General features: G+C 71.3%; 17 protein-coding genes. 4 read left to right on the forward strand and 13 right to left on the reverse strand.

Going from position 1 to position 22,995, the window contains the following annotated elements:
• Positions 1-113: 113 nt before the first annotated feature.
• Together ACWCP6_RS27005 and ACWCP6_RS27010 are read right to left on the reverse strand one after the other, a co-directional pair.
• Positions 114-746, reverse strand: a complete 633-nt coding sequence (locus tag ACWCP6_RS27005) for a GmrSD restriction endonuclease domain-containing protein (RefSeq protein ID WP_450935163.1) — start codon at positions 744-746, stop codon at positions 114-116.
• A gap of 409 nt (positions 747-1,155) precedes the next feature.
• The gene (locus ACWCP6_RS27010) at positions 1,156-1,626 is read right to left on the reverse strand and encodes a lamin tail domain-containing protein (RefSeq protein ID WP_450935164.1); all 471 of its coding nucleotides are present in this window, start codon (positions 1,624-1,626) and stop codon (positions 1,156-1,158) included.
• 691 nt (positions 1,627-2,317) lie between these two features.
• Between ACWCP6_RS27010 and ACWCP6_RS27015 the strand changes: the two genes are divergently transcribed.
• Positions 2,318-2,965, forward strand: a complete 648-nt coding sequence (locus ACWCP6_RS27015) for a carbonic anhydrase (RefSeq protein ID WP_450935165.1) — start codon at positions 2,318-2,320, stop codon at positions 2,963-2,965.
• Between the two features lie 159 nt (positions 2,966-3,124).
• On the opposite strand, the gene ACWCP6_RS27020 is transcribed toward ACWCP6_RS27015, so the two are convergent.
• The 4 genes from ACWCP6_RS27020 to ACWCP6_RS27035 all read right to left on the reverse strand — a co-directional run bounded on the left by ACWCP6_RS27020 (position 3,125) and on the right by ACWCP6_RS27035 (position 8,357).
• On the reverse strand, positions 3,125-3,478 hold the full coding sequence (locus ACWCP6_RS27020; protein WP_450935166.1) for a hypothetical protein: 354 nt from the start codon (positions 3,476-3,478) through the stop codon (positions 3,125-3,127).
• 165 nt (positions 3,479-3,643) lie between these two features.
• A complete protein-coding gene (locus tag ACWCP6_RS27025; RefSeq protein WP_450935167.1) occupies positions 3,644-4,966 on the reverse strand; it encodes an MFS transporter in 1,323 nt (440 codons plus the stop codon).
• 8 nt (positions 4,967-4,974) lie between these two features.
• Complete coding sequence (locus ACWCP6_RS27030; RefSeq protein WP_450935168.1) at positions 4,975-6,987, reverse strand: PEP/pyruvate-binding domain-containing protein; 2,013 nt, start codon at positions 6,985-6,987, stop codon at positions 4,975-4,977.
• Positions 6,984-8,357: an ATP-grasp domain-containing protein gene (locus ACWCP6_RS27035; protein ID WP_450935169.1), complete on the reverse strand. Its 1,374-nt coding sequence runs from the start codon at positions 8,355-8,357 to the stop codon at positions 6,984-6,986. The genes ACWCP6_RS27030 and ACWCP6_RS27035 overlap by 4 nt, the downstream gene beginning before the upstream one ends.
• 350 nt (positions 8,358-8,707) lie before the next feature.
• Here ACWCP6_RS27035 and ACWCP6_RS27040 point away from each other — a divergent pair, with 350 nt between their 5' ends.
• Positions 8,708-9,994: a PAS domain S-box protein gene (locus ACWCP6_RS27040; protein WP_450935170.1), complete on the forward strand. Its 1,287-nt coding sequence runs from the start codon at positions 8,708-8,710 to the stop codon at positions 9,992-9,994.
• Positions 9,995-10,141: 147 nt separating this feature from the next.
• Here ACWCP6_RS27040 and ACWCP6_RS27045 read toward each other — a convergent pair whose 3' ends face one another.
• Positions 10,142-11,476 carry an alpha/beta fold hydrolase gene (locus ACWCP6_RS27045; RefSeq protein WP_450935171.1) on the reverse strand — a complete coding sequence of 445 codons (1,335 nt, stop codon included), beginning with the start codon at positions 11,474-11,476 and terminating at the stop codon, positions 10,142-10,144.
• A 67-nt stretch (positions 11,477-11,543) separates the two neighbouring features.
• Here ACWCP6_RS27045 and ACWCP6_RS27050 point away from each other — a divergent pair, with 67 nt between their 5' ends.
• Together ACWCP6_RS27050 and ACWCP6_RS27055 are read left to right on the forward strand one after the other, a co-directional pair.
• Positions 11,544-12,161, forward strand: a complete 618-nt coding sequence (locus ACWCP6_RS27050; RefSeq protein WP_450935172.1) for a TetR-like C-terminal domain-containing protein — start codon at positions 11,544-11,546, stop codon at positions 12,159-12,161.
• Positions 12,162-12,405: 244 nt separating this feature from the next.
• The gene (locus ACWCP6_RS27055; protein ID WP_450935173.1) at positions 12,406-12,981 is read left to right on the forward strand and encodes a GNAT family N-acetyltransferase; all 576 of its coding nucleotides are present in this window, start codon (positions 12,406-12,408) and stop codon (positions 12,979-12,981) included.
• A gap of 251 nt (positions 12,982-13,232) precedes the next feature.
• Here ACWCP6_RS27055 and rox read toward each other — a convergent pair whose 3' ends face one another.
• The 6 genes from rox to ACWCP6_RS27085 form a co-directional block, all read right to left on the reverse strand.
• On the reverse strand, positions 13,233-14,660 hold the full coding sequence (gene rox / locus ACWCP6_RS27060) for a rifampin monooxygenase (protein WP_450935174.1): 1,428 nt from the start codon (positions 14,658-14,660) through the stop codon (positions 13,233-13,235).
• Between the two features lie 503 nt (positions 14,661-15,163).
• Positions 15,164-17,668, reverse strand: coding sequence for an acyl-CoA reductase (locus ACWCP6_RS27065; protein ID WP_450935175.1), 2,505 nt, complete (start codon positions 17,666-17,668; stop codon positions 15,164-15,166).
• Positions 17,665-18,831 carry a LuxE/PaaK family acyltransferase gene (locus tag ACWCP6_RS27070; protein ID WP_450935176.1) on the reverse strand — a complete coding sequence of 389 codons (1,167 nt, stop codon included), beginning with the start codon at positions 18,829-18,831 and terminating at the stop codon, positions 17,665-17,667. Before ACWCP6_RS27070 ends, ACWCP6_RS27065 begins: the two co-directional genes overlap by 4 nt.
• Positions 18,828-19,964: a GNAT family N-acetyltransferase gene (locus ACWCP6_RS27075; protein WP_450935177.1), complete on the reverse strand. Its 1,137-nt coding sequence runs from the start codon at positions 19,962-19,964 to the stop codon at positions 18,828-18,830. The genes ACWCP6_RS27070 and ACWCP6_RS27075 overlap by 4 nt, the downstream gene beginning before the upstream one ends.
• Positions 19,961-21,250, reverse strand: coding sequence for an MFS transporter (locus ACWCP6_RS27080; protein WP_450935178.1), 1,290 nt, complete (start codon positions 21,248-21,250; stop codon positions 19,961-19,963). The genes ACWCP6_RS27075 and ACWCP6_RS27080 overlap by 4 nt, the downstream gene beginning before the upstream one ends.
• On the reverse strand, positions 21,247-22,509 hold the full coding sequence (locus ACWCP6_RS27085) for a phenylacetate--CoA ligase family protein (protein WP_450935179.1): 1,263 nt from the start codon (positions 22,507-22,509) through the stop codon (positions 21,247-21,249). Before ACWCP6_RS27085 ends, ACWCP6_RS27080 begins: the two co-directional genes overlap by 4 nt.
• Positions 22,510-22,995: the final 486 nt, after the last annotated feature.

Genomic DNA, 22,995 nt, shown 5'->3' on the forward strand with positions numbered 1-22,995 from the left:
GGGGGGGGGGGGGGGGGCGCGGGGGGGGCGGGGCGCCCGGGGGCGACCGGGCCACCGGGCGACCGCCGGAACCGAGTCCGGCGATCACCTCGCACACCGGATGTGCAGCGCGTTCAGTTGGTGCAGGTGTCGAGCATTGAGCCCAGGGCCTTCTTCTCGTCGTCGGTGGTGGTCAGCTTCCACACCGACTTGACGTGGGTGTAGTCCTTGGCGTAGGTGCACCAGAAGGCATGGTTGGTGGGCTTCCAGTCGGCGGGGCCGCTGTCGCTCTTGGAGCTGTTGGAGGACTCAGAGGCGATGAGCAGCTGGGGGTCCTTGAGGTCGTTGCCGAACGCCTTGCGCTGGTCGGCGGTCCAGTTGTCGGCGCCGGAGCGCCAGGCTTCGGCGAGCGGGACCATATGGTCGATGGTGGCCTGGGCGACGTCGGTGACGGTCTTGTCGTCGTAGACGGAGTACCACGAGCCGCTCTCCGGCTGGCAGTGGTCCGGCTTGTCCTGGACGTCCTTGCCGTCCCGGGCGAGGACGTCCTGACGGGTCGTACAGCCGTCGGGCTGCTTGGACCAGATCTCGAACTTGTCGCGTGCGTATCCGTCCATGGAGTGCGGCGTGGCAACGGTCAGGGCGGCCAGCTCCGCGCGGGCGGTCGCCGTCGACGGCGGCGCCGGCGGCTCCGCCGAAGCCGGTGCAGCAGCGAGGCCGACGACTATGAGGGCGGACGCGGACAGGCCAAGAACAGCACGAGGCATGAAAGTCTCCAAGAATGTGGGGGGTTGGAGAGACGCCTTCGAGGAAACCGCACACTTGTGCCTCTCGCTACGCGCGTTGCGTGTACATGACAAGTATTTTGCCCGACCATTGCCATCCTTTGAACCTCACTCCCCCACGCGACCCGGCGCGACCGCCTCGGTCCGCCACCGCGAACGACCAGGTCCCGATGCGGCGCCGCAACTCGCGGGCCTTGCTGCGCACTTGCACCGACCTCACAGGGAAGGGCACAGGAAAGGCGCCCCCCACCCCGCCGCACTCAGTGATGCGAGGGCGCCCGAACGCACACGAAAAGAGGCGTGCCGCACCCCTTGCAAGTGCGGCACGCCCTTGATTCAGACCCTCACGGACCGCATCCGGCCCTCCGGATCATCCCGCCCTGCGGCCGGATCAGTGGTGACGGCGGGTGCCCCAGGAGACGGCGTCGACGATGCGGCCGTGGTCGTTGCGCAGGGTGGCCGTGTCCGAGTAGTTGTCCCACACATAGAAGCGGCGGTCCTGGTAGACGTCACGGTACGTGTCGTGGCCCATGCCGGAGTGGACGCGGACCGTGTCATACCCCATCAGGCGCAGGTGATGGAAGGTGTAGGTCCGACCGTCACGGGCGGAGAGGGTCCAGCCGTCGAGGTCGACCGTGCGGCGGGTGGTGTTGCTGATGTCGACCCACTCGTGGTTCAGGGAGCGCAGGCTGCGGTCGTCGTGGCCCGGGGAGTCGTACTGCACGTGGCTGATCTCGACCTGCGGCCGGTCCCGCCACGGGCCGTGGTGGTCGGCGGACGCCGGCACGGCGGCGGCCCCGACCAGAGCGCCGGCCACCATGGCGGCAGCAGTGATGCGACGGGCGGACGTGGAAGCGGACATGAGTACCCCCTCGGTACAGGCAGCCCCCACCCACGGCGCAAACGGCCACCTGGGGGCTGCTGGTGCGGATCCCGGCCTCGATGGCCGAGAACACACACTGTGCCGCCCGTTTGCAGACGGTGTGAGAGATACGTGAACTGCTTTACCGTTCACCCACGTATCCGTGACACGCAAATGCAATGTCCATTTATACACCGAACGCACCAGGTTGACGGTCGGGAAGGTCCACGCGCCGTGCCGGCGCTGAGCGACGGCGATCATCCGCCAGGGCGCGCCACCCCACCTCGCCCGAGGCCTTCACCCGAAAGTGCGTAACAGGACTTCCCTCCCCCTGAAGGGCACGAACACCTCCCGTGGCCAATGGCTGCTCATCGCCAAAAAAGCCGACGGAGCGAGCGGTACGCGGACACGCGCAGCGGCAGGAGTCGGCTCCGTCGTGGTGCTCCGGCTCGAAACGGCCCCTGTGGGCCATCGGTGGCAAAGTCGCGCGTGCCCGCTTGCGCCTGCCGCCCGGGCACCCGCATGACGCCGACCATGGCCCTGGTCGAGAAGCATCAACGCAGCGAAGCCGCGGCGAGAGGAACGACCGATGGGCAGGGCAGGACGTCCGGAGCGTAGAGCCGTGCTTGCCGGTGGACTTGCGGGCGTCACGGCCGTACTCGCGGGGTGCACCTCGACAAGGGCCGCGTCGATGGCGGCGGAAACGTCATCCGGCAGCGCGACGCCGCAGCCGCGGCCGACCACACCCGCCGCAGCCTTCTCGCGGCTGATGCAGGGCAACGAGCGCTGGGTGAGCGGAGACCTCGAACACCCCGACCGGGATCCGGACCGGCGTGAATTCGTCGCCCAGGCGCAGGAGCCCTTCGGGGCGATCCTCTCCTGCATCGACTCCCGGGTTCCGCCTGAACTCGTCTTCGACACCGGGCTGGGCGACCTGTATGTGATGCGCACGGGCGGGGAGGCCATCGATCCGGTGGTCACCGGTTCCGTCGAGTACGGACCCCTGACCAGTGGCACCCCGCTCGTCATGGTCCTCGGACATCAGCGCTGCGGCGCCGTCGCGGCGGCGTACAAGTCCCTTCGCGACGGCAAGCCGCTGACCGGCAATCTCCAGGCGATCGTGAAGGCTCTCCAGCCGGCGTACGAGCAGGCGGTCCGGGAGGGCGCCGCCGACCCGGTCGAGACCATGGCCCGCGCCCAGGTCACGTTGACCGCGACCGATCTGCGGTCCAACCACGACCTCGCCCCTCTCGTGGCGAAGGGCGCCCTGGCCGTGGTCGGCGCCTACTACTCGCTGGACACCGGCAAGGTGGAAGTCCTGGGCGGCGCGCCTTCCTGAACCGGCCGCCGCTCCCGTACGCGCCGACGGCATACGAACCATGGCGGCGCTCGTCCCGGCGTTGCGGGCTGCCGCACGGCGGACAGAGCCCTCGGCCCGAGCAGCGAGCTCGGGCCGAGGGCTTGTCCACGAACGGTGTACCCGGGTGGGTGCGACGCCTCAGACGCGCCGTAGTCGCGCGGCCAGTCCATGGCCGACGAGCAGGTAGATGACAGCGGGCAGCCCGAAGTTGAGGAGGACCCTCAGCCACTCGGTGTCCATGGTGAAGATGTCCTGGGACCACCAGGCGAGCCAGTCCGCCGTGCCGTGCACGAAGTCGACGAAGACATTGGCCTGATTGGCTTCGAGCAGATAGAGCAGGATCCACAGCCCCAGAAAGGCCGCGGCGATGTCTGCGACGGTGTGGATGGCCAGGGCCGCTCGGTTCGCTCCGGCACCGTCCCGGGTGGGGCGGTAGGGCCGGCCGTCGGCGTAGGGGTCGTTGAGGGGTACGGGCTCGCGGGTGTTGTCCATGCCGCTCGACTTGCCTGCCGCGCGGTACGGAAAACCCCGGGACGGTCGCGATTCGGTATCGGAACCTCCGGTTCCATTCCGGCCACGGTGCGTGGTCGCCCCGTATCCGGCGCCAGGGCCGACGGGGCAGCGGCGGTCACCTGCCGCCCTCGTGCGCGGCGGCGGTCACCTCCTGCCCTCGTGCGCGGCGGCCGGCACCGGCTCGTCCGTCCGCCGTACCGTTCCGGCGCGGCCGCCGGTCCTGCCGGCCGCCACGCCACGGCCCAGCACCAGATGGAGCGCCGACATCAGCACGACTGTCACCGCGGCGCTCTGCCACAGCAGTGCGTCCAGGCGGCCCGCCGCCAGGTACGCGCCCACCGCGACGGCTGCCAGGGCGCACACACCGCGGTCCACGATGCTCTCCACGGACAGCAGGGTGGCGCGGGGGGCGTGCGCCGGGATGGCGTCGTTGATGAGCTTGCGCTGCACCGGATAGACGAGGCCGGTGATCGCGGCGAACACACAGAGCAGTGCGACGACGGACCACGGACCGCCGACGGCGATGCCCGCCAGGGTGGCGGCGAGTGCCATGCTCAGCAGGGACACCCACACCACCGGTCGTATCCGGCCGCCCAGCCACTGGGGGCGGGCCGAGGTCACCGCCTCGGCGACCGTCATCGCCGCGAGCACTCCCCCGTGCGCGCTCTCGCCGATGCCGTGGTCCAGCAGCACCGGCTGGAACAGGTTGACCTGGCAGATGCGCGAGAGCGTGAACACCGCGACGCCCTGCACCATCAGCAGTGCGAGCCACGGTGATGCCCGCAGACAGCGGAAGGCCGCGCCGACGTCGTGCAGGAGCGCGCCGCCCTGCCGCTTTCCCGGCGGCGCCCCCGCGCCGTCGCCGCGCGGGGCGAGGCGCGGCAGGGCGAGGGCGCAGCCCAGGGAGCCGGCGGCGCTTGCGGCGCTGAGCACGTAGGGAGCCTGCGGAGCCAGGAGCATCAGCGGCCCGACGAGCGGCCAGCACACGACCTTTGCGGCGAGCCCGAGGGCGCGCGCCGTGCCTTCCGCCTTCAGGTAGTGCGCTTCGGCCCCCTCGGCGCTCAGGCCGTCGTAGAGGTAGGCGCTCGCCGCTCCCGAGGTGAGGGAACGGCCCAGGGCGATGGCGAGGAAGTGCGCCAGGAAGCCCGTGTACGAGGGGGCGAACACGGGAGCCAGGTTCGCCGCGGTCATCACCACGGCCCCCGCTCGCAGACAGTTGCGGGCGCCGATGCGGTCGGCGACGATCCCGGTGGGGATCTCGAACAGGCAGAAGGCGACGTAGTAGATGCTCTGGATGCCGAAGATCTGGCCGTCGGACAGGCCCGCGTCACGCTGGTAGGCGTAGAAGACGGGCATCCACCACAGGAGGTTGAACAGGAGCTGGAAGCCGTTGTTGAGGCGGATGATGCGGCGGGCCGCCGGGCTCGGCGCGGGTCCGGACGCGCGGGAGGGCCACAGGGACGTCATACGGCGCCTCATCGGGCGTAGGGGCGGATCTGGACCAGGCGGAACGTGCCGTCCGCCGTCATCAGCCACTCGATGTCGAGGGCGTCGTCCGCGTCGTCCTCGCTGAAGTGGGACTGCAGCAGACGCCCCGTCAGGGCCAGCTCGGCAAGCCCGGCCCGCGTGGCCGTCGGAAGGTCCGCGCCCGCCGAGCCGACGGCGACGGTACGCCCGCCCCCCTCGACCGTGTTGTAGAGGTACTGCTGCGGCAGGGTCGTGCCGTCGACGACGCTCTCGGGTGAGCCCGGGGTGCAGTTGAGGTAGACGTTGCGGAAGTCCTCGCGCCGTGTCGGGTTGCAGGTCACCAGGACACCGCCCAGTTCCGCGTCGGCGTACTCCTGGACGATGACGCCCATGTAGGTGTCGTCGAGGGAGATCCCCGACTGGTGGCGCAGCCGCACGCTGCGCGGCGACAGCAGTGACGCCCATACCTGGCGCACCGCCTCCAGGAGTTCCTCGGCGCCGCGCACGGTGGTCACCGAGTCGTAGATCCCGGCCGCCGAGAAGCCGGGCAGGTCCTCGGCGTTCGAGGAGGAGCGCACCACCAGGCGGCTGCCCGAGGCGAGCGGCACGGGGACGGACCCGGTGATCAGCCGTGCCACCTCGTCCGGCATGGGCGTGTGGCGCACCAACTGCTGAAGATGCAGGCACAGCGGGTCGATCACGTCGAACGCCTCGAGCTCCAGCGCCATCTTGAGCTTGCCGATGCCCTGCTGCAGGGCGGCCGACGAGGTCAGGAACGCGTGCTGGAGGCAGAACGGCAGTGCCACCCCCTCGGGCGCCAGGACCGTGCGTGCCACGCGCTCGGCGGCGGCCGTGCGCAGTCGCTCCGGGGTGGCCCCCGGTTCGCCGAGCCGGGTCGCGAGATGGGCGAGCAGGTCGGCGCGCGGCGGTCGCGGGCGTGCGTAGAACGCGGTCAGGTCGGCGGTGCGGCTGTCGAGGACGTGGTGCAGTTCCCCGAGGTTGGCCGCTTTGGTGCCGTAGCAGTCGCGGTCCGAGCGGCGCAGCCGGTGCAGGTCGAGCACGGGCGCGTCCTCCAGCAGCGGCGTCTGCAGTCGTATGCGCTGCTGGTGCCAGGTCGGCTGCTCCAGAACCGGTGGGGACGCCAGGGGCGTCAGGGTGATCTCGTCCTCCTGCACCCGGTACCGGACCCAGGCGCCGTCCAGGCCGTCCTTGTCCACCAGGTCGTCCAGGTCGCGGACGATCGCGTTGGGGATGCCCCAGCCCGTGGCCAGCACGTTGGTGTGCGAGAGCGGGGTGATGGGCGCGGTGTTGATGAATCCGGCGACGCGGGGCACGTCGTCGGGCAGGCACGCCATCGCGACGATGTCCGACCAGCCCAGCCCGTCCGCGGCGGCCTCGTACTCCTTCTGGGTGCGGAAGCGGCGCAGCCGGCCGCGGGCCTCCCCCGGGTTCAGGCTGGTGCGGGTGCGGTTGCCGAAGAGCTCATGGCTGAGGATCCGCGGCACCCGCACCTCGCTGACCTGGGCCAGCTCGTGCTCCTGGCCGTGGTTGGCGGGCTTCAGCAGCAACGGGAGCCGGCCGTCGACCCTGCCGCGTACGAAGAGGTAGAACTCCTCCAGCAGGCCGCCCTGCATGGTGTCCGCCTCGGTCGTCTCCAGGACCAGGAAGGGACGCTCCCGGCCGTCGCTGTCGTCCTCCGTGTGCAGGGACAGCACCCCGAGCAGGAACCGGCGCTCGGGATCCATGTAGACGGAGGCGTTGAACGCGTCGAGGTCCTCGTCGAGGTCCGTCAGACTCATGCCGAGGACACGGGTCGCGATGTAGTTGACGTGGAACGGGTGGACGCGGGTGTCGAGAAGATGCCAGGTGCCCTCGTCACGGTCGACGACGACCTTCAGGTACGGGTGTCCCGCCAGCACCCCTGAGAGGGTGCGGAACAGCGGCAGCGACAGGTTGGCGCCGACGACGGTGCGGTCGCCCGCGGCGTCCGGCACACCCGCCTCGCTCAGTACGGTGGTCATGCCGACGCCCCCTCGGTGACGGCGGTGGGCAGCAGGCGCGGCAGGGCGTCGACCAGCGCGGCGAAGTCGCCGACGACCGTCTGCGGGTCGTCCGCGGACAGCAGGCACAGGGCGGCCATGGTGTTCGCCCCGGCGGCGGGGTCGTAGACGGGAACGGCCGTCCCGTCCGGCACCGAGCTCTCGGCGACGACGGACAGGGTGCTGCCCGTACTGAGCGGCGCGGACCGTACGACCGCGGAGGAGTCCCACCGGTGCCGGCTCGCCCAGGGCTCGCCGTCGCCGTCGACCGCGAGCACCACGAGCGAACCCGCGGCACCGGCGGCCTCGTCGGGCCGCAGGGCGTGAGCGGGCCACGCGACCGGCCGGCCGAGGAGCTGATCGGTGAACATGCCGACCAGGTCGAGGCCGAAGACCTCCTCGATCTGCGGCACGGTCATCGCCCCGCCGAACCGAGCCGCCGTCTCGATCACCCACATACGGCCGTCGGCACCCAGCTTGATCTCCGTGTGGGTGCCGCAGTTCTCCAGACCGAGGGCGTCCACGGCACGCCGGGCCAGGTCCACGACCCGCTGCTGCGCCTCCGCGTCCAGCGCGGCCGGCGTGATCCCGGCGCGCTCGGTGAACGGTGCCACCGTCGGCATGCGTCCGCTCAGGCAGACCGGCCGGAAGACGCCGTCGACGACGACCCCTTCGACGCTGACGTAGTCGCCCCAGCCGGTGCCCTCGAACCACTCCTCGGCGCAGCCCGTGACGATCTCCTCGACGATGAAGTCCGCATCCGCTCCGGCGACATGGAGCTCCGCGTAGCCGAGCTGTGCGGACTCGGCCATGACGGAGCCGGAGCGCCTCCAGGCCGTCTCGACCTCGCCGGGTGTGCGGATGATCTGGTGGGCCGTCGAGCCGGCGCTCCAGGCGGCCTTGAGCAGCAGCGGGAAACGCAGGTCCTGGGCGGCCGAGCGCAGTTCGCCGGCGGATGCGACGGCACGGAACCGGGGCTGCGGTATGCCGTGCCGCTCCCAGGTGTCCCGCATCAGCCGCTTGTCACGGGCGAGCGCCGAGGCTTCGCCTGCCCCGGCGAGCCCGAGTCGGCGCGAGGCCTCGGCAACCGCCACCACGGCGTACTCGGAGAACGTGACGACGGCTCCCGCGCCCACCTCGCGGGCCCGGTCGGCAATGAGCTCCACCAGGTCGCGCCGCTGCTCGGCGCCGGGGGTGACGACCGATGCGCACAGCCGGCCCGCTTCCGCGGCGACCGTGGCAGGGAGTTCGCTGAGTGCCAGCAGGTGCACCGCGGACCTCGCGGCCACCCGCGTCAGGGCGTGACCCAGCGGCGGGCCGCCCTTGGCATGCACGTACAGCACCTTGCTCACCGACACCCAACTCCTTTGTCTTCGGGGGAACGTGCGCGGAATTCACCGTGCGCGACGGCGCGACGGCCGGGCAGTGACGGCTCCTGGCCGGGCGCCCCGGCGCTCTCCTTCAAGCGAACCAGTCGCGCGCCGTCCCGCACGACGCGTGGGGCCCCGAAGTCTCAGGCAAATGCCCTACTCCCAGAAGGCTTTGACGGCATGTGGAGGTTCGGTGATGCCCTAGTGCCCGCACCGTGCGGTCCGCGGGCGACCCGACGCGGCTCGCGCCGGGAGGGCATGTGCGACACGGATACGGGATACGCATGACTTGTCACTCAACGTAATAAGGTAGAAAACTGAAGGAGTTGGCCGTGGACGAGGCTGATTTCAAGTCGCTGCTCGCACACCTCCCGGTGTCCTGGTGGGAGGCCGACAGCCGGCTGGGAGTGGTCGACAGCGGCGGTGGCGCCTTCGACGACGAGCGCACCGCCCGCCGTTTCCTGGACACCGTGTGCACGGACCTCGGCGGTACGGTCCCCACCCGCCACGAGGGCCCGCGGCAGGTCCAGTTCGAGGGCCGGATGTTCGACGTGAACTGGGCCGCCCTCCATGCCGACGGCTTCGACCGCAGCCGGGGAGCCGCGGTCGAGGTGGCCGGCCGTTTCCACGGGGCCGAGCTGTACGCGGCGTTCGCCGATCTCACTCCCGCCGCCGCCTTCGTCCGTGACACGACGGGCCGCTACTTATGGACCAATCACGCGTACGCCCATCTGTACGGCACCACACGGGACAAGATCGTGGGCCGGCACCTGGGCGAGGTCGACGCCCCCGACGACGCCGTCCGCTTCCTCACCCTGGACCAGGACGTCCTGTCCGGCGGCAAACCGGTGCGGCACACCCTCACCTACCGGCGGTCCGACGGATCCTGCGGGCATGCGGCGGGTTACCGGTTCCCGGTCCGCTGGGGCACGCGCCGCTGCGTGGCGGGAATCTACGTCGACATCACCGACCACACCCACGCGCTGGACCAGCGGCGCCGGGCCGAGGACGACCTACGAGCCCTGCGGGACCACAGCGGACTGCCGTGCGCCCGAATATCCGCCGACGGCCTGGTCGTCGAGGCCGGTACCGCGGTCGCCGAGCTCCTGAACATCCGCCTGTCCGATCTCGTGGGACTGCCGGCGGACACCCTGCTGGCCGAGACGCCCGAGCGTGCGGCACTGCACCGGGTCTGGCACGACCTCGTGGACGGCCGGCGCAGGAGCGCCCAGATGCCGGCGGTCCTCGTCGACAGGGACGGGAGCGTACGCCGGGCCCGCGTCCATCTCACCACGGTGGGTCGTGTACCGGACCGGGCGGCGAGCGTGTGGGCCGTCGTGACGCATCTCGGGCTGCGACACGAGGCCCACCCGCCGCTGACGGCCAGCCAGGTGCGCATACTGGCCCTGCTCGCGGCGGGCCGGAGCAACGCCGAGATCGCCGGATCGCTGCATCTGTCGCGCCAGACCGTCGACTACCACCTCAGCAGGCTGCGTGAACTCCTGGATGCCGCGACCCGTCCGGCGCTGGTCGCCCGCGCCTATGTCCTCGGCATCCTCTCGCCGCAGGCGTGGCCTCCGCGGTCCGCCACCGCCACTCATCCGCTGAGCACGGCCTGAGCGACGCAGCGGGGACCGGCTCCGGCGCCGGGGCGACTCCGCGGACGGTGGGCGTCGCCGGAGTCCGGGACCTGGTCGCGCACAGGGTGACCCGCTTTCCGGCACCCGCGGCCGGGACGTCGACGGCCCTGGCCTGCCGGTTCGCCGTCACCTGTGGTCCCGCAGAAAGTCCGGGATCCCGCTGCGTGTCGGATAGTTCGGCAGGGGTGCCGGCCTGCCCTGGAGGAACGCGGTGATGACAGCGCAGGCACGTTCGTTGTTGGCGTCGAGGCCGTTCCACATGTGGTGCCCGACTCCGGGCATGTACTGCGTGCGCCGGACTGCGGGGTCGTTGGCGAGTACGGCGGTCTCCCATTGGCGGACCTGGGAGGAGCACTCGGCGATCATCAGCATGGCGGGGGTCCGGGAGCGCCTCAGCCGCGGGGCGACGGAGGGCGTGTCCCTGACCGTCTGCTGGATGCGAAGGCTGGCGGCCGGGCTGAAGGTGAAGTTCTGCGCCGTGTCCTCGACGGGGATGCGGTGCGCGTCGCGTGCGCAGTAGGCGGATGCGGTGTCGCTGCCGAGATCGGCGGCCGTGAACGCGTTGTCGGCCTCGGCCTGTCCGATCAGCCCGGTGTCGGGGGTGAGGAGCCCGAGCCGCATGAGGCCGAGTCCGACGGCGTACCGGGGGACACGCGTCGACCGCGGTCCGGTCATGGCCGGAGCGATGCCCCGCGCGGACTTCCGGCCCTTGTGTCCGGCGATCCGCGCGGTGGGGCCGTCCATCGGGCCGGGCTCGGCGACGACCGCCCGGTGCAGGCGTGCGGCGACGCTCGGGTCGGCCAGGGCACGGGTCAGCACGGCCCCGCCGGAGGAGAATCCGAGGACGTCCACCCTGCCCCTGTCCAGGTGGTCGATGAACGCGGCGAGATCGCGGACCGACCTGGAGATCGAGTACTGGTCCATGGGAAGCAGGCCGCTCCGTCCGCCGCCGGCCTGCTCGTAGGTGTAGACGTCGTAGCCCTGTCGTGCCAGGAGTTGCAGGAACCGGTGGTCGAGCACCGAGATGCCGCGGACCGGTCCGCCGTTGAGGTACACGAAGGGAACGCGGTGTCGGGCGCCGGTGTGCGCGGGCGCGTAGTGATACACCGCGACCCGGCTGCCGGTGGCCAGGTTCCAGTGCTGCGTGGCCACGAACGGCAGGGCGGGCGGGTACGTCCGTGCCGTGGGCACGGTCGGGACGCACACCGATGCCGTCAGCGCCCCCGCAACCACCACCGGCAGGAACGGCACGAGCCGTGCCCGCCAGGTCCGGCGCCGGCCCCGCCACAGGGCGGCGGCAGTGGCGACGCCGAGCGTCGTCGACCATGCGACGAGCCCCGAACCGGCCCCGTCCGTGAGGACGATCACCGCGAGGAAGAGAACGACCAGCCCGGCCACGGCAGCCAGGGCCAGAGCCAGGCGACCTGCGAAACGGACGAGACGTAAGACGGATGTTGGCATGACAGGCCCCCGTGGTTTCATAACGCTGTTTCAAAACGATGTTACCAAAGCGCGTAAGCTGGCGCCCGTGGGTAGGCCGAGAACGAATGACGACGCCGTCGGAGAGCGGCTTGTGGCGTGCGCGACCGAGATGTTCGCCACCCGTCCGCGCGAGTCGGTCACGGTCCGCGCCCTGGCCGCCGCGGCCGGGACGTCGACGGCGGCGGTGTACTCACTGTTCGACGGCAAGGACGCGCTGATCGACGAGGTGCGCGACCGGGCGGTCGCCGGCCTGTTCCAGGAGCTGTCGGTGGTCCCGACGTCCGAGGACCCCGTCGCCGACCTCTACGCGCTGGCCGTCGCGTACCGGCAGTGGGGAGGCGAACACAGCCACCTCTACACCGTGCTGTTCGGTGGTGTGCAGTCCTTCGACCCGTCGGGCGCGGTCGGTACCGGTGACCCCGTCCGTCCGCTCCTCGCGGCGATCGAGCGCGCCGTCGGCGAGTCCGTCCTCGCGGGCGACGCCACGCTGATCGCTCTCTCGCTCTGGGTGACCCTGCATGGGCTCGTCACGCTCGAACTGGCCGGGGCTCTCGACACCGCCACGGCCGAGACCACGTTCCGCTCGACGATCCACGCCACGCTGCGCGGCTGGATGACGCCCGCGGTGTTCAGCAGCCACCGGAGTGCCGAACCCGCCTCGTGACAGGGGCGGATGCGGCTTCCGGTCGAGCAGGGTGCGGCCGGGCGACGACGGCATGCGCCGGGAGGACACCCGTCGGCCGGCTCCCCCGACCGCCCGGAAGTGACGGCGCACCGGCACCGATCCGCCAGTCCTGTGATCGCACAACCCGCCCGGCACGCAACCGACAGGGCGAAGACCGCTTCGGCACCGGGGCGTTGGTCGAAATCCCGTTGCGACGGGGGCAGCCGCATACGATTCTCCCGGCATGGACCTTCCACAGCAGGTGATCGAGCTGGACGGCGTGACGCTGCGCCGCTTCAACGGCGAGGCGGACCTGGCGGAGCTCTTCCAGGTCATCGAGGAGTCGCTGGAGCACCTTCGCCCGTGGATGCCCTGGGTCGCCGAGCACAGCCTGGCGAGGACCAGCGACTTCCTGGCCGACCGCGCGGAGTGCTGGGCGAACGGCGAGGAGTACTCCTACGCGATCGTGCTGGACGGGGCGATCGTCGGCGCCTGCGGACTGTTCCGGTACGAGGAAACCCCGGACAACGCCTACGAGATCGGCTACTGGCTACACCCTTCCGCCACCGGCCGCGGTGTGGCGACCCGATCCGCCCGCGCCCTGGTGGAGCAGGCCTTCCGGCTCGCCGGCGTCGACCACGTCGAGGTCGTCCACGACCGGGCCAACCGTGCCAGTCGCGCCGTTCCCGCCCGCCTCGGTTTCACCGAGCATGTCCGCCGCCCGGCGGAGCGCCTCGCTCCGGACGAGACCGGCGAGGTCCAGATCTGGCGGCTCGCCCGTGGTCGGGCGAAGGCCCCGGCCGCCGCCGATGGACGGTGACGACCAGGGCGGACCCCGAGGTCAGCCGGGCGCCACTACCGGCGCACCCCGCGACATCGGCGACGGGCCGGGGGACGAAGCCAGAGGCGTCGTCCCCCGGCCCTGGGGATCAATTGACCCTGGTCCGGGCCGGGATTGATCTTTCCGAGGTCGACGTCCTGCACGGGGCCTTCAGGCCGGCAGGACACGGCACCCGACCGGTCCGCACTCGGCCGGAGACAGGTCCCACCTTGCGAACCACGACTGCGCGCTCAGACGGCGGCAGCGCCGAACCATGTGGGCAGAACGCCGAGCAGATCCTGCTGGTCTTCACCGACCCATGCCACGTGACCGTCCGGCCGCAGCAGTACCGCGGGCACATCCAGCTCCTCGCTGACGTCGACGACGTGGTCCACCCGGTCCGCCCAGCCCGCCACCGAGAGCCGGCCGGTCTGGTCGAGCAGCAACCCGCGGCCGCCGTGCATCACCCCGTAGAGGCGTCCCCGCTTCAGCTGCACGTCCCGCAGCCGCCGGCCGAGCAGTTCATGCCCCTCGCCGAAGTCGTAGCGGATCCCGATCGCGATGATCTTCTCGGTCAGGTACCGGTTCACCTCCTCGAAGTCCATCAGTTCCGACACCAGCCGGCGCACTGCCCGGGCCCCCGGCTCGAGGGACATCAGCTCCATCTGCGCGCGGGTGTTCGTCAGCACGTCGGCGGCCACCGGATGGCGTTCGGTGTGGTAGCTGTCCAGCAGCCCCTCCGGCGCCCAGCCGCCGACCTCGGCGGCCAGTTTCCAGCCGAGGTTGAACGCGTCCTGGATGCCGAGGTTGAGCCCCTGCCCGCCGGTCGGCGGGTGGACGTGCGCGGCGTCGCCCGCCAGCAGCACCCGGCCGACGCGATAGCGCTCGGCCTGCCGGGTGGCGTCGCCGAAGCGGGACAACCAGCGCGGTGAGTGCACGCCGAAGTCGGTGCCCGCGGTCGCCCGCAGCTGCTCCCTGACCTCCTCGAGGGTCGGCGGGACCGTGCGGTCCTCGGCCACCCCCGCGGCAGGCACGACGACGCGGTAGATCCCGTCCTCGAGGGGCATGAAGCCGAACCGCTTCTGGGTCTTGCGGACTTCGGCCATCACGGCGGCCAGCGTCTCCGGCGACGCGGTCAGCTCGACCTCACCCAGCAGCGTGTCGACCCTGCTGGGCTCGCCGGGGAAGCCGACTCCGAGCAGCTTGCGCACCGTGCTGCGGCCTCCGTCGCAGCCGACGAGGTAGCGCGAGCGCAGCTGCGTGCCGTCGGCCAGCTCGGCGGTCACCCCATCGTCGTCCTGGCTCAGCCCGACCAGTTCGCAACCGCGGCGGATCTCGGCGCCGAGCGCGGTGGCGTGCTCGGCCAGCAGGCGATCGGTGGTGGTCTGCGGGATGCCGAGGACGTACCCATGGGCGGTGTCCAACCGGTCCGGCGACGGCTTGCTGATGGCGGCGAAGAAACCGCCGACCGGGTACTGCCGGCCGAGCGCGAGGAACCGGTCCAGCAGACCGCGCTGGTCCATCACCTCGATGCTGCGCGCGTGCAGGCCGAGCGCGCGGACGATCCTGGTCGGCTCCGCCTCCTTCTCCAGCACGAGCACGTGCACGCCGTGCAGCCGCAACTCGCCGGCCAGCATCAAGGCGGTCGGTCCGCCGCCGGCAATGATCACGTCGATCATGAAATCCCCCATTGAACAGGCTTGCATGTCTGCCAGTCGCTCCGCGCAGTCCGGTGGCGCACACACTCGTGCCTCCGCGCCGAGTGCCCGCAACCGCACGGCGAGTCCCATCACGGCTGGACTCCCCACGAGACTCATATGCACCCAAAAGTGCATGCACTACGCGAATCCCTGATTTCCGCAGGTTCTGGCTTCGGTCGGAGATTGTGCAGCACGACCCGGGCCTTGCCGCAAGGCCCCCTGTGCGCTATAAGTTGAGAGTGGCAAGGAGTGGGTGACCTCCTTGCCTTTGTCTTTTGTCCGTCCGCTGCGGACGGACAAGCTCCTCCGCAGCGGCTGCACACCGTGTACGGCGAGGCGGCCGCCGGACCGACCCCGGTGGGCCAGGACCCCCGGTCCCGGGCGCCCTGTCAAAAGCGCCCTGGAGCGTATGCCTGGACCACACCGCGGACGACATCCACGTACCGCCTCGCCACCTGTCCGGGATTCCCTGCCGACAGGCCCTAGCGCAGGTCGACCACCGTGCGCAGCTTTCCGCTGGTCGCGGTGCGTTCGAACGCGGCCATCGGACGCGTCTCCACGGCGAACGCCAGCAGTCCTTCCGCCTCCGCCGGGGCCAGCTCCGCCACTTCGGCGACGAAGGCGTCCCGCGCGGCGGTGGAATCGGGCGCGTACTGCTCGTCGAGGCGGACCGTCAGCCGTTCGCTGCCGGAGTGCGAGGCGACCAGCAGCTGTACCTCGCCGTGGTAACCCAGCCGCTCCTGAGCCGCCTTCACGAAGCGCCGGTAGTTGAAGAAGTACGTGCCGACGCGTACGACGTCGCCGTAGCGCCCGAGCAGTTCGAGGCGCGGCACACGGCTGCCGCAGGCGCAGACGCCCTCGACCGCGCGGCCCAGGTCGCCGATCTCGTAGCGCTCCAGCCGCTGCCCGGCACGCGCCCGCGTGCTGAACACCAGCCGGCCCGGTTCGCCCGGCGACACCGGCCGGTCCTCGTGCGGGTCGAGGATCTCCAGCGTGTGCAGATCGGTCAGCACATGGTGGACCGATCCCTGCGACGCGGCGCACTGGTAACCGAGCGGTCCCAGGTCCGTGCTGCCGTACGCGGCCGAACGGATCACCTCCACGCCGAACTCCTCGGTCAGCACGCGGCGTTGTTCCGCAGTGAAGTGCTCGCCGCCGTAGAACACCGTGCGGATGCCGCCGTAGTCGCGCAACCGGTCCGCTTCCGCGTGGAACAGCTGCCACAGGTAGGACGGCATGCCGAAGACGGTGTCCGCCCGGTGGGTGACGAGCGCGTCGGCGACCACGGCGTGGTCGGGTCCCGCGGCCATCGGGATCTGGGTGGCGTTCAGGCGCTCCAGGATGGAGAAGAAGCTGATGAAGCTCCCGTACATGCCGCCGCAGTAGAAGAGGTTTGCCGCCCGGTCGCGGGCCGGGTCGAATCCGGCGGCGAGCAGCCCGTCCGCGGCGGCGCGCATCTGGTTGTCGTAGTCGTCGCAGGTGAACACGGACAGTGCGGGCGTGCCGGTGGAACCGCCGCTGCGGAAGTACAGGTGCGCGTACTGCGGATCCAGCGTCGCGAGCGCCCGCTGCACACCTTCCTTGCCGAGCAGCGGCGCGTGCGGCGACGGGGGCAATACCGGCGGCGCCACCAGGTCGTCCGGACAGGCCACCGTGCGGAACGCCGGGTCCGAAGCGCGCACGCTCACGCGCCGGCTGTAGCGCTGCAACGCGTAGACGCCGTCGTGCGGTTCGCCCTCGTAGCTCTCCAGCATGGAGCCGACCGGAGTGACCCGGGTGACGCCGGCGGCGAACACCGCTCGCGACAGCCGGGCGACGTCCGCACGGCTGCCGCCGATCGCGGCGGTCTGCAGATAGCGGCGCATCGGCCGCAGCGTCGCGGTCACCGCGTGCCGGGGCAGCGGCTTGACCCACACGCTGCGGTGCAGCGGGGAGGCGTCGAGCCCCGGACGTGTGTCCGCCAGCACCCGCCAGGAGCCGTCGTCGGCGGCGATCACCCGGGTCAGGCCGAGGTGCTGTTCGAGCCGGGCGAGCTGCTCGACGGTCGTGATCTCGGCCTGTTCGGCCGTGCCGGGCAGCGGCGTGCCTCGTACGTCGGAGACCTCGGCGAGCCGCCCGGCGAACCGTTCCGCGAACGCGAAGAGCTCCTCGGTGTCCTCGGTTTCGAGATAGACCACCTGGGGGCTGGAGCACGCCTGCTGCTCGAAGCGGCAGACGTCCTCGGCGAGCGCGTCGAGGGTGGTGTCGTCGGCTGCCGCGTCCCGGGTCAGATAGGCGAAGGAGATCCGGTGGCCCCATTCGACGACCCGGCAGCCGGGCGGCGCCAGGTCGCTCACCGCTCGTACGGCGTCCTCGCCGCCCCAGGCGGCGATCGCGTCGGCCTGCCCGCACAGGGCCTCCAGCCATGCCCGGCGCGACGACGGGAAGCGCAGGGCCACGATGCGTTCGGCGATCAGCCCGGTCGGGTCGGCGGCGCCGAGCGCGGCGAGCAGGTCGAGGGCGAGCGGTGTGTCGGAGCTGCTGGTCTTGAGTGCGTTGAGGTTTCCGGCCAGCAGTCCCTCGACGACGCTCAGCGGTGCGACGGCGGCGGCGTTGCCGGGCGCGATGTGCACCAGCAGGCCGACCGGCGCCCAGGACTCGTACACCGTCTCGCGGGCGTCCGGCCGGGTCAGCCGCTCCGGGCGCAGGCCGCCGAGCTCCCGGCGAAGCTTGCGTTCCAGGGCCTGTCGGGTCAGTGCCGCGCCCAGTTCGGCGAGGGTGGCGGCGGCCTCGTCCGCGGGCAGGTGCGCCGCCAGACGGCCGTGCAGCACGGAGCCTGGGTCGGCCAGGTCGGCGCTCACCGCGGCGCAGGTGTCGAGCACCACGTCGGTGGGCAGCGGACGCGACAGGACCCGCCCGGCCAGCTCGGGCAGTCCGGCGAGCCGCCTGCCGGCCTCGGCGTCGTCGATGAACTCGCCCTGCCAGAGGTGGAGTGCGGAGTTGGTCACGACATTCCCTTCAGGAGTTCGGCGGCGGCGACCGCGCAACTGCGGTTGCGGCTCACCCCGGCACGGCCGTGCACGGTGAACCAGTCGGTGGACAGCGGGCAGCCGCACTCCTCGCCAGGGTGCAGCGACGCGAGGTCGCCCATCACGACGCTGTGCGCCGGAACGGAGGTGATGTAGGGACTGACCAGGTGCAGGAAGCCGCGCTCCCCGTACGGCAGCGGGCGCAGCGTCGCCGTGTCGCGGACGGCGGCGCGTGACCACACCGGCACGTGCAGCCGGTGCTGCTCGCACTCGACGTAGGGCACGCAGTGCTCGACGGAGCCGAAGGTGTCGCGGACCCGGTCACCGGGGATGCCGAGGCGTTCGGTGACCTCGGCGTAGAACTCCGCCTTGCCGATCTGCCGGTCGGCATGGCCCTTCCAGCCGCCGCCCAGGACCACCAGCGAACCCTCGGGCAGCCGCAGCGGCGGCAGTCCCATGGCGCGCATCCGCTCAAGGGTGAAGTACAGGAAGGCGGGGAAGCCGAGGATGCGCACCGGGACGTCGTCATCGGCGTAGCGCTGGAGTGCCGCGATGCAGCCGTGCACGTCGAACTCGTGGCCCGAACCGGTGTGCCGCAGCGCGTGCGTGGTGTGCCGGGCCGGGGCGAAGTCGCACAGGTAGTTGTCGGTGAACGAGGTGCCCAGTTTCAGCGACGGCGCGGGCTCGTAGCTGTAGAGCAGGTAGTTGACCGGTCGGTCGGGGGTGATCCAGCCGTAGTGGTCGAAGATCCGGGCCACCATGCGCTGGGCGGAGCGGATGGTCCACTCGTCGAAGAACATCTGCGACTTCTGGCCGGTGGTCCCGGAGGAGGTCAGGTGCAGGAACACCTCCTCGCGGGGGACCGACAGCACCTCGTGGCGCTTGAAGAACGCGGCGGGCACCAGCGGGGTGCGCACCCCGTTCCCGACGGTGGGTGCGGGGACCTCCGCCGGGTCCTGGAGCAGGGAGGCGAAGAAGGGAGAGCGCTGCGCGTGCCAGGCGTGGGCCTCGGCCATGGCGGCGGCGAACAGTCCGTCGGCCTCGGTGCCGGTCGCGTACGGCGACGTCAGGTCGCACAGCCGCTGCACATGTCCTAGTGCCGCCGGGTCGGGGACCTCGACGGGAGCGAGATGGGGGTTCATCGGGACACCTCGTGAAGGGGCAGGTAGGTGGAGGTCCAGGCGTTCAGGTAGGCGCTCAGGTACGGCTGGAGCAGCGGGCTGACGGCCGCCGTCCTGAAGTCGATCTGGCGGCTGGTCCGGGACAGCACCACGTAGTCGTGGAAGCGGTCGTGGATGCGGCGCATCGCGGGGTAGACCGCGCTCGGCACGAATCCCGAGGCCAGGAAGACCTCCAGGGCCTCGGTGTCGGCGAGCGGGAGCAGCGTCTCGGCGTAGTCCGCGCCGGCCCGGGTGACGGCCGTCATCAAGGCCTCCAGCGCGCCGGTCACGGCCGCCGGACGCGGGTGTACGGCGACCAGGGCGCAGCTGCCCGCGACCGAGTCGAGGTCGGCGTACGCCTCGAAGCGGCCGTCGGCGGCGACCAGCACCGCGTTGGGCGTGTGCAGCGGGAAGAAGCGGTCGGTGGCGTCGGGGAAGCGTTCCAGGAAGCGCCGTCGGACGAAGGCCGGGGCGGGGATCAGCTCGATCGGCTCGGTGCGCCTGTCGGGACGCACCGCGGGGCGGGTGGTGACGCGTGCGGTGTCCGCGTAGTCGATGCCGATGCCCGTGCCCGCCGCGGACAGCAGCGGGGCGAGGCGTTCGGGTGCGTGCGCCACGGGGGCACGGCGCTCCAGCACGCCGTCCGCGTAGCGGGCGAACAGTGCCAGGCTCTCGCATCCTTCGACCTCGACCGCGTTGGGCATCAGGCCGAGCGGCCGGAAGCCGTTGCGTACGACGACGTGCTGCGGGCCCTCGGTGACGACACGGACGGTGGCGTACACGGAGTCGAGGTGCCCGGCGCCGAACGCCTCGTCGCACACCGCGCCGGTCAGCCGGGAGGCCAGTCCCCCGCCGCGGTGGCCGGGGTGCACGGCGAGGCCGACGAGCTTGCCGATGCGGCTGCCCGGGTCGGTCTGGACGACGGCGGAGCCGACCAGGTCGCCGTGTCGGGTGCGGGCGGTGAGCCAGTGCGCGGTGCCGTCGGTGATCAGCCGGAGCATCACGGCGGGGTCGCTGCCGAGCGGCACCGGGTAGCCGTGCCCGTACACGTCGAAGTACAACTGCCGCAGTTCCGCGATGTCCTGGACCGCGGCCGGGGAGATGGTGACGGTCATGACGCGTTCCCTGCCGGCACGACCGGCTGCGCCGGGGCCGCGGACTGCTCCGGCTCGGCGCCGTCCGCGCGGCTGCCGAGCCACCACAGCGCCAGCGTGACCGGGACGAGACCGGCTCCTTGCACGAGACACAGCGTGCGGGCGGTCAGATGGTCTCCGAGCGCCCCGAAGACCAGCGAGGAGACGGGGAAGGTGGCGCCGAGCAGCGCCTGCATCACCGCGAAGAAGCCGGGCTTGTCGTCGGCGGGTACCAGCCTCTGGAACAGGGCTACGAAACGGACGCCGATCACACCGACGCACCAGCCGACGACGGCGAGCGAGCCGAGTGCCACGGCGTGACCAGCGAGCAGGCCCGGCAGGCCCAGGGCCACGGACATCACGGCCAGGCACGCGCTGCCCACGGTGATCGGGCGGCCCGGAATGCGGCCCCCGGTGAACGACCCCACGAGCGTGCCCGCGCCCAGTGCAGCCTCCAGCGAGGCGACGGTCGAACCGGTGGAGTGCAGCACACCCCGCGTGTACAGCGGCATGACGACGTAGACGGCGGTGGTGAAGACGTTGGCTGCGGCGAAGCAGACGAGGACGCGGCGGATGAACGGCAGACCGGCCAGGACCTGGCGCAGCGTCCGCCGCGCGGGGGTGGCTTCGCTCTGCGGGCCGTGCGGCGCGACGGCGTGCGGGAAGCGGGCCGAGGCGACCAGGACGGCGGCCAGCAGGTACGCGCCCGCGCAGGCGGCGACGACGCCCGTGAGTCCGCCGGCGTCGACGGCCAGCGGGCCCAGCAGGCCGCCGCCGAGCCCGGCCAGCGACTGGGTGGACAGCTCGAACCCGGTGGCCGCCTCGATGTCGGAGTCCTCGACCAGCTCGGGCACCGACGTCGTCAGGCACGGGTCGAAGACCGCCTGACAGGTGGCCAGTGCCAGCCCCACGGCGTAGGCGGCGGCCACGGGCAGAGTCGCGGTGTACGCCCACACGGCTGCGGTCGCGGCGACGACACCTGCCACGGCCGCCGCCACGGTCAGCACCGTGCGGTGGGCGTAGCGGGCGATGACGCGGGCGACCACGGGGGCGAGTGCGACCGCGGGCAGGGTGCTCACCATGAGGAACAGGCCCGAGTCGAGCCCGCGGTGGGCGCCGCCCGCGAAGCCGATGAGCCACCACACGGCGCCGACCTGGAACATCCTGCCCGCGGCCTGGGTGAGGAGCTGACCGCCCCAGACCACGCCGAAGGAGGGATTGCGCAGTACGAGGGGCAGACGCCGCGCGCGGAGAACCGATGTGCTCATGAGTGCGGCCGTTCGTCCACGACGCGGATCAGCTTGCCGGAGCGGGCGTTGACGGCCAGCTCCCGGTGCCGTACCCATTCGACGGCGAGGGGGTTGACGTGCCCGGCGGCGGTCGCGCTCTCGTAGAAGGGGCGCTGCGCCAGGACCGCCTTGGAGATGGACTCGCCCAAGGAGGCGTGCCGGTCGGCCGGTTCGCCCGTCGCGAGCCGCAGCACCAGACCGTCCCGGCCGTCCTCGCGGCGCACCACGAGCTGCAGCCCGGTCACCTCACCGGCCACGTCGCTGGCCGTCACGATGTCGTGCACGTCCTGCGTGTACAGCGAGACGGGACCGACCCGTACGCCCTCCTCGGCGCGGCCGAGGATGCGGAAGACGCCCGCGTCCCGGTCCACCCACTCGGCCCGGTCTCCCACCGGGTAGCGCAGAACCGGCATCAGCCGTCGGCGCAGGTCGGTGACGACCAGCCGGCCCGGCACGCCCTCCTCGGCGACGGGCCGGTCGGTCTCGTCGTCGAGGATCTCGACCACCGTATGCGGGGTGAACGCGCGGTGCACCCTCGGGTCGTCGCCGGGCACGGCTTCGCCGAGCAGTCCGGCGTCCACACTCGCATAGCCCAGGGAACGCGCCTCGGCGTGCGGGAACGCGACCTTGAGCAGCGGAAGTTGGTCGCCGAACAGGCACTCGCCGCCGAAGAACAGCAACTCCACGTCCGGCAGGGTGCGACCGGCCGAGGTGAGCCGCTCGGCGAGGGCGCACAGCGTGGTCGGGGTTCCGGCGACGACCTGCACCCGGAACTCCTCCAGGGTGGCCGCGGTGGATTCCCACGGTGCGGCGCCGCCGATGGGCAGCCGCACATTGGCCACGGGGCTGCGGTGCAGTGAGTCGAGGATGAAGCTGAAACTGGCGTAGAGGTCACCCGCGTAGAACAGGTCGGCCACCCGGTGTCCCGGCCGCAGTCCGGCCGTGACGAGTCCCGATCCGAACGCCGTGGTGAACTCCCGCCATTCGGTGCGGGTGTAGCAGGAGAACTTCGGGGAGCCCGTGGTGCCGCCGCTGCGGAAGACGACCGCTTCGTCGAGTGGCGCTGTCAGCAGTCTGTTGTCCCGGGGCGAGTTGGCGCGCCAGAAATCCGTCTGGGGCACCACCGGAAGGTCGGTGAGGCGCTCCACACGGTCGGGGAGGTGAGCGTAGAGCTCCTGGTAGAAAGGCGAATTGTGGCGCGCGAAGCGTATGAGCTCCGCGAGAGATTGAACGGGCATCAAATCCTGCTCGAAGGCATGCTTGGTGAACCGTCGGCAAACAGGAAAGGCCGACGGGGTGTTCGATGGAATCTGGCCGCTCCGATACGGCGGAGGAACCTGCCAGTGACGATGTGCTTCGGGGACGTCCGTGGTGAACTGCGGCGTCCGAACCCAAAGGATATCTCATCATTCGGAATGCACTTGCGCCAAACCGCTGGCCGTGCAACGGGGTTCGTCTTCGCGCGGACGGGTTGCGGCGGGATTCGGTTCCATCCGCCATGGAGACGGTGGCCACACGAGGCATGCACTCGTCCCCATAAGGAATTGTTGAGTGCCCTGCAAAGTTCTTTTATGGAAGACGGGGCACGACGGATGGGCCGAGCGTGCGGAACGAATTGGCGCCCTCGGCAAAGCCGCCCGGAGTGGAAGACGCACGGAAGTTCTGCGCCGGATGGCGGTGTGCGAGCGGAGCTGTGGCTTCCGCCACTGCGTGAAGGCCGCACG

It is taken from the genome of Streptomyces sp. NPDC002004, from assembly GCF_053593975.1.

Excerpts from the sequence above, each read along its gene's own strand:
- ACWCP6_RS27015 (WP_450935165.1), top strand. The coding sequence starts at position 2,318 with ATGGCGGCGGAAACGTCATCCGGCAGCGCGACGCCGCAGCCGCGGCCG.
- ACWCP6_RS27010 (WP_450935164.1), bottom strand. The coding sequence starts at position 1,626 with ATGTCCGCTTCCACGTCCGCCCGTCGCATCACTGCTGCCGCCATGGTG.
- ACWCP6_RS27080 (WP_450935178.1), bottom strand. The coding sequence starts at position 21,250 with ATGAGCACATCGGTTCTCCGCGCGCGGCGTCTGCCCCTCGTACTGCGC.
- ACWCP6_RS27070 (WP_450935176.1), bottom strand. The coding sequence starts at position 18,831 with ATGAACCCCCATCTCGCTCCCGTCGAGGTCCCCGACCCGGCGGCACTA.
- rox (WP_450935174.1), bottom strand. The coding sequence starts at position 14,660 with ATGATCGACGTGATCATTGCCGGCGGCGGACCGACCGCCTTGATGCTG.
- ACWCP6_RS27045 (WP_450935171.1), bottom strand. The coding sequence starts at position 11,476 with ATGCCAACATCCGTCTTACGTCTCGTCCGTTTCGCAGGTCGCCTGGCT.
- ACWCP6_RS27075 (WP_450935177.1), bottom strand. The coding sequence starts at position 19,964 with ATGACCGTCACCATCTCCCCGGCCGCGGTCCAGGACATCGCGGAACTG.
- ACWCP6_RS27020 (WP_450935166.1), bottom strand. The coding sequence starts at position 3,478 with ATGGACAACACCCGCGAGCCCGTACCCCTCAACGACCCCTACGCCGAC.
- ACWCP6_RS27030 (WP_450935168.1), bottom strand. The coding sequence starts at position 6,987 with ATGACCACCGTACTGAGCGAGGCGGGTGTGCCGGACGCCGCGGGCGAC.
- ACWCP6_RS27005 (WP_450935163.1), bottom strand. The coding sequence starts at position 746 with ATGCCTCGTGCTGTTCTTGGCCTGTCCGCGTCCGCCCTCATAGTCGTC.
- ACWCP6_RS27025 (WP_450935167.1), bottom strand. The coding sequence starts at position 4,966 with ATGACGTCCCTGTGGCCCTCCCGCGCGTCCGGACCCGCGCCGAGCCCG.
- ACWCP6_RS27055 (WP_450935173.1), top strand. The coding sequence starts at position 12,406 with ATGGACCTTCCACAGCAGGTGATCGAGCTGGACGGCGTGACGCTGCGC.
- ACWCP6_RS27085 (WP_450935179.1), bottom strand. The coding sequence starts at position 22,509 with ATGCCCGTTCAATCTCTCGCGGAGCTCATACGCTTCGCGCGCCACAAT.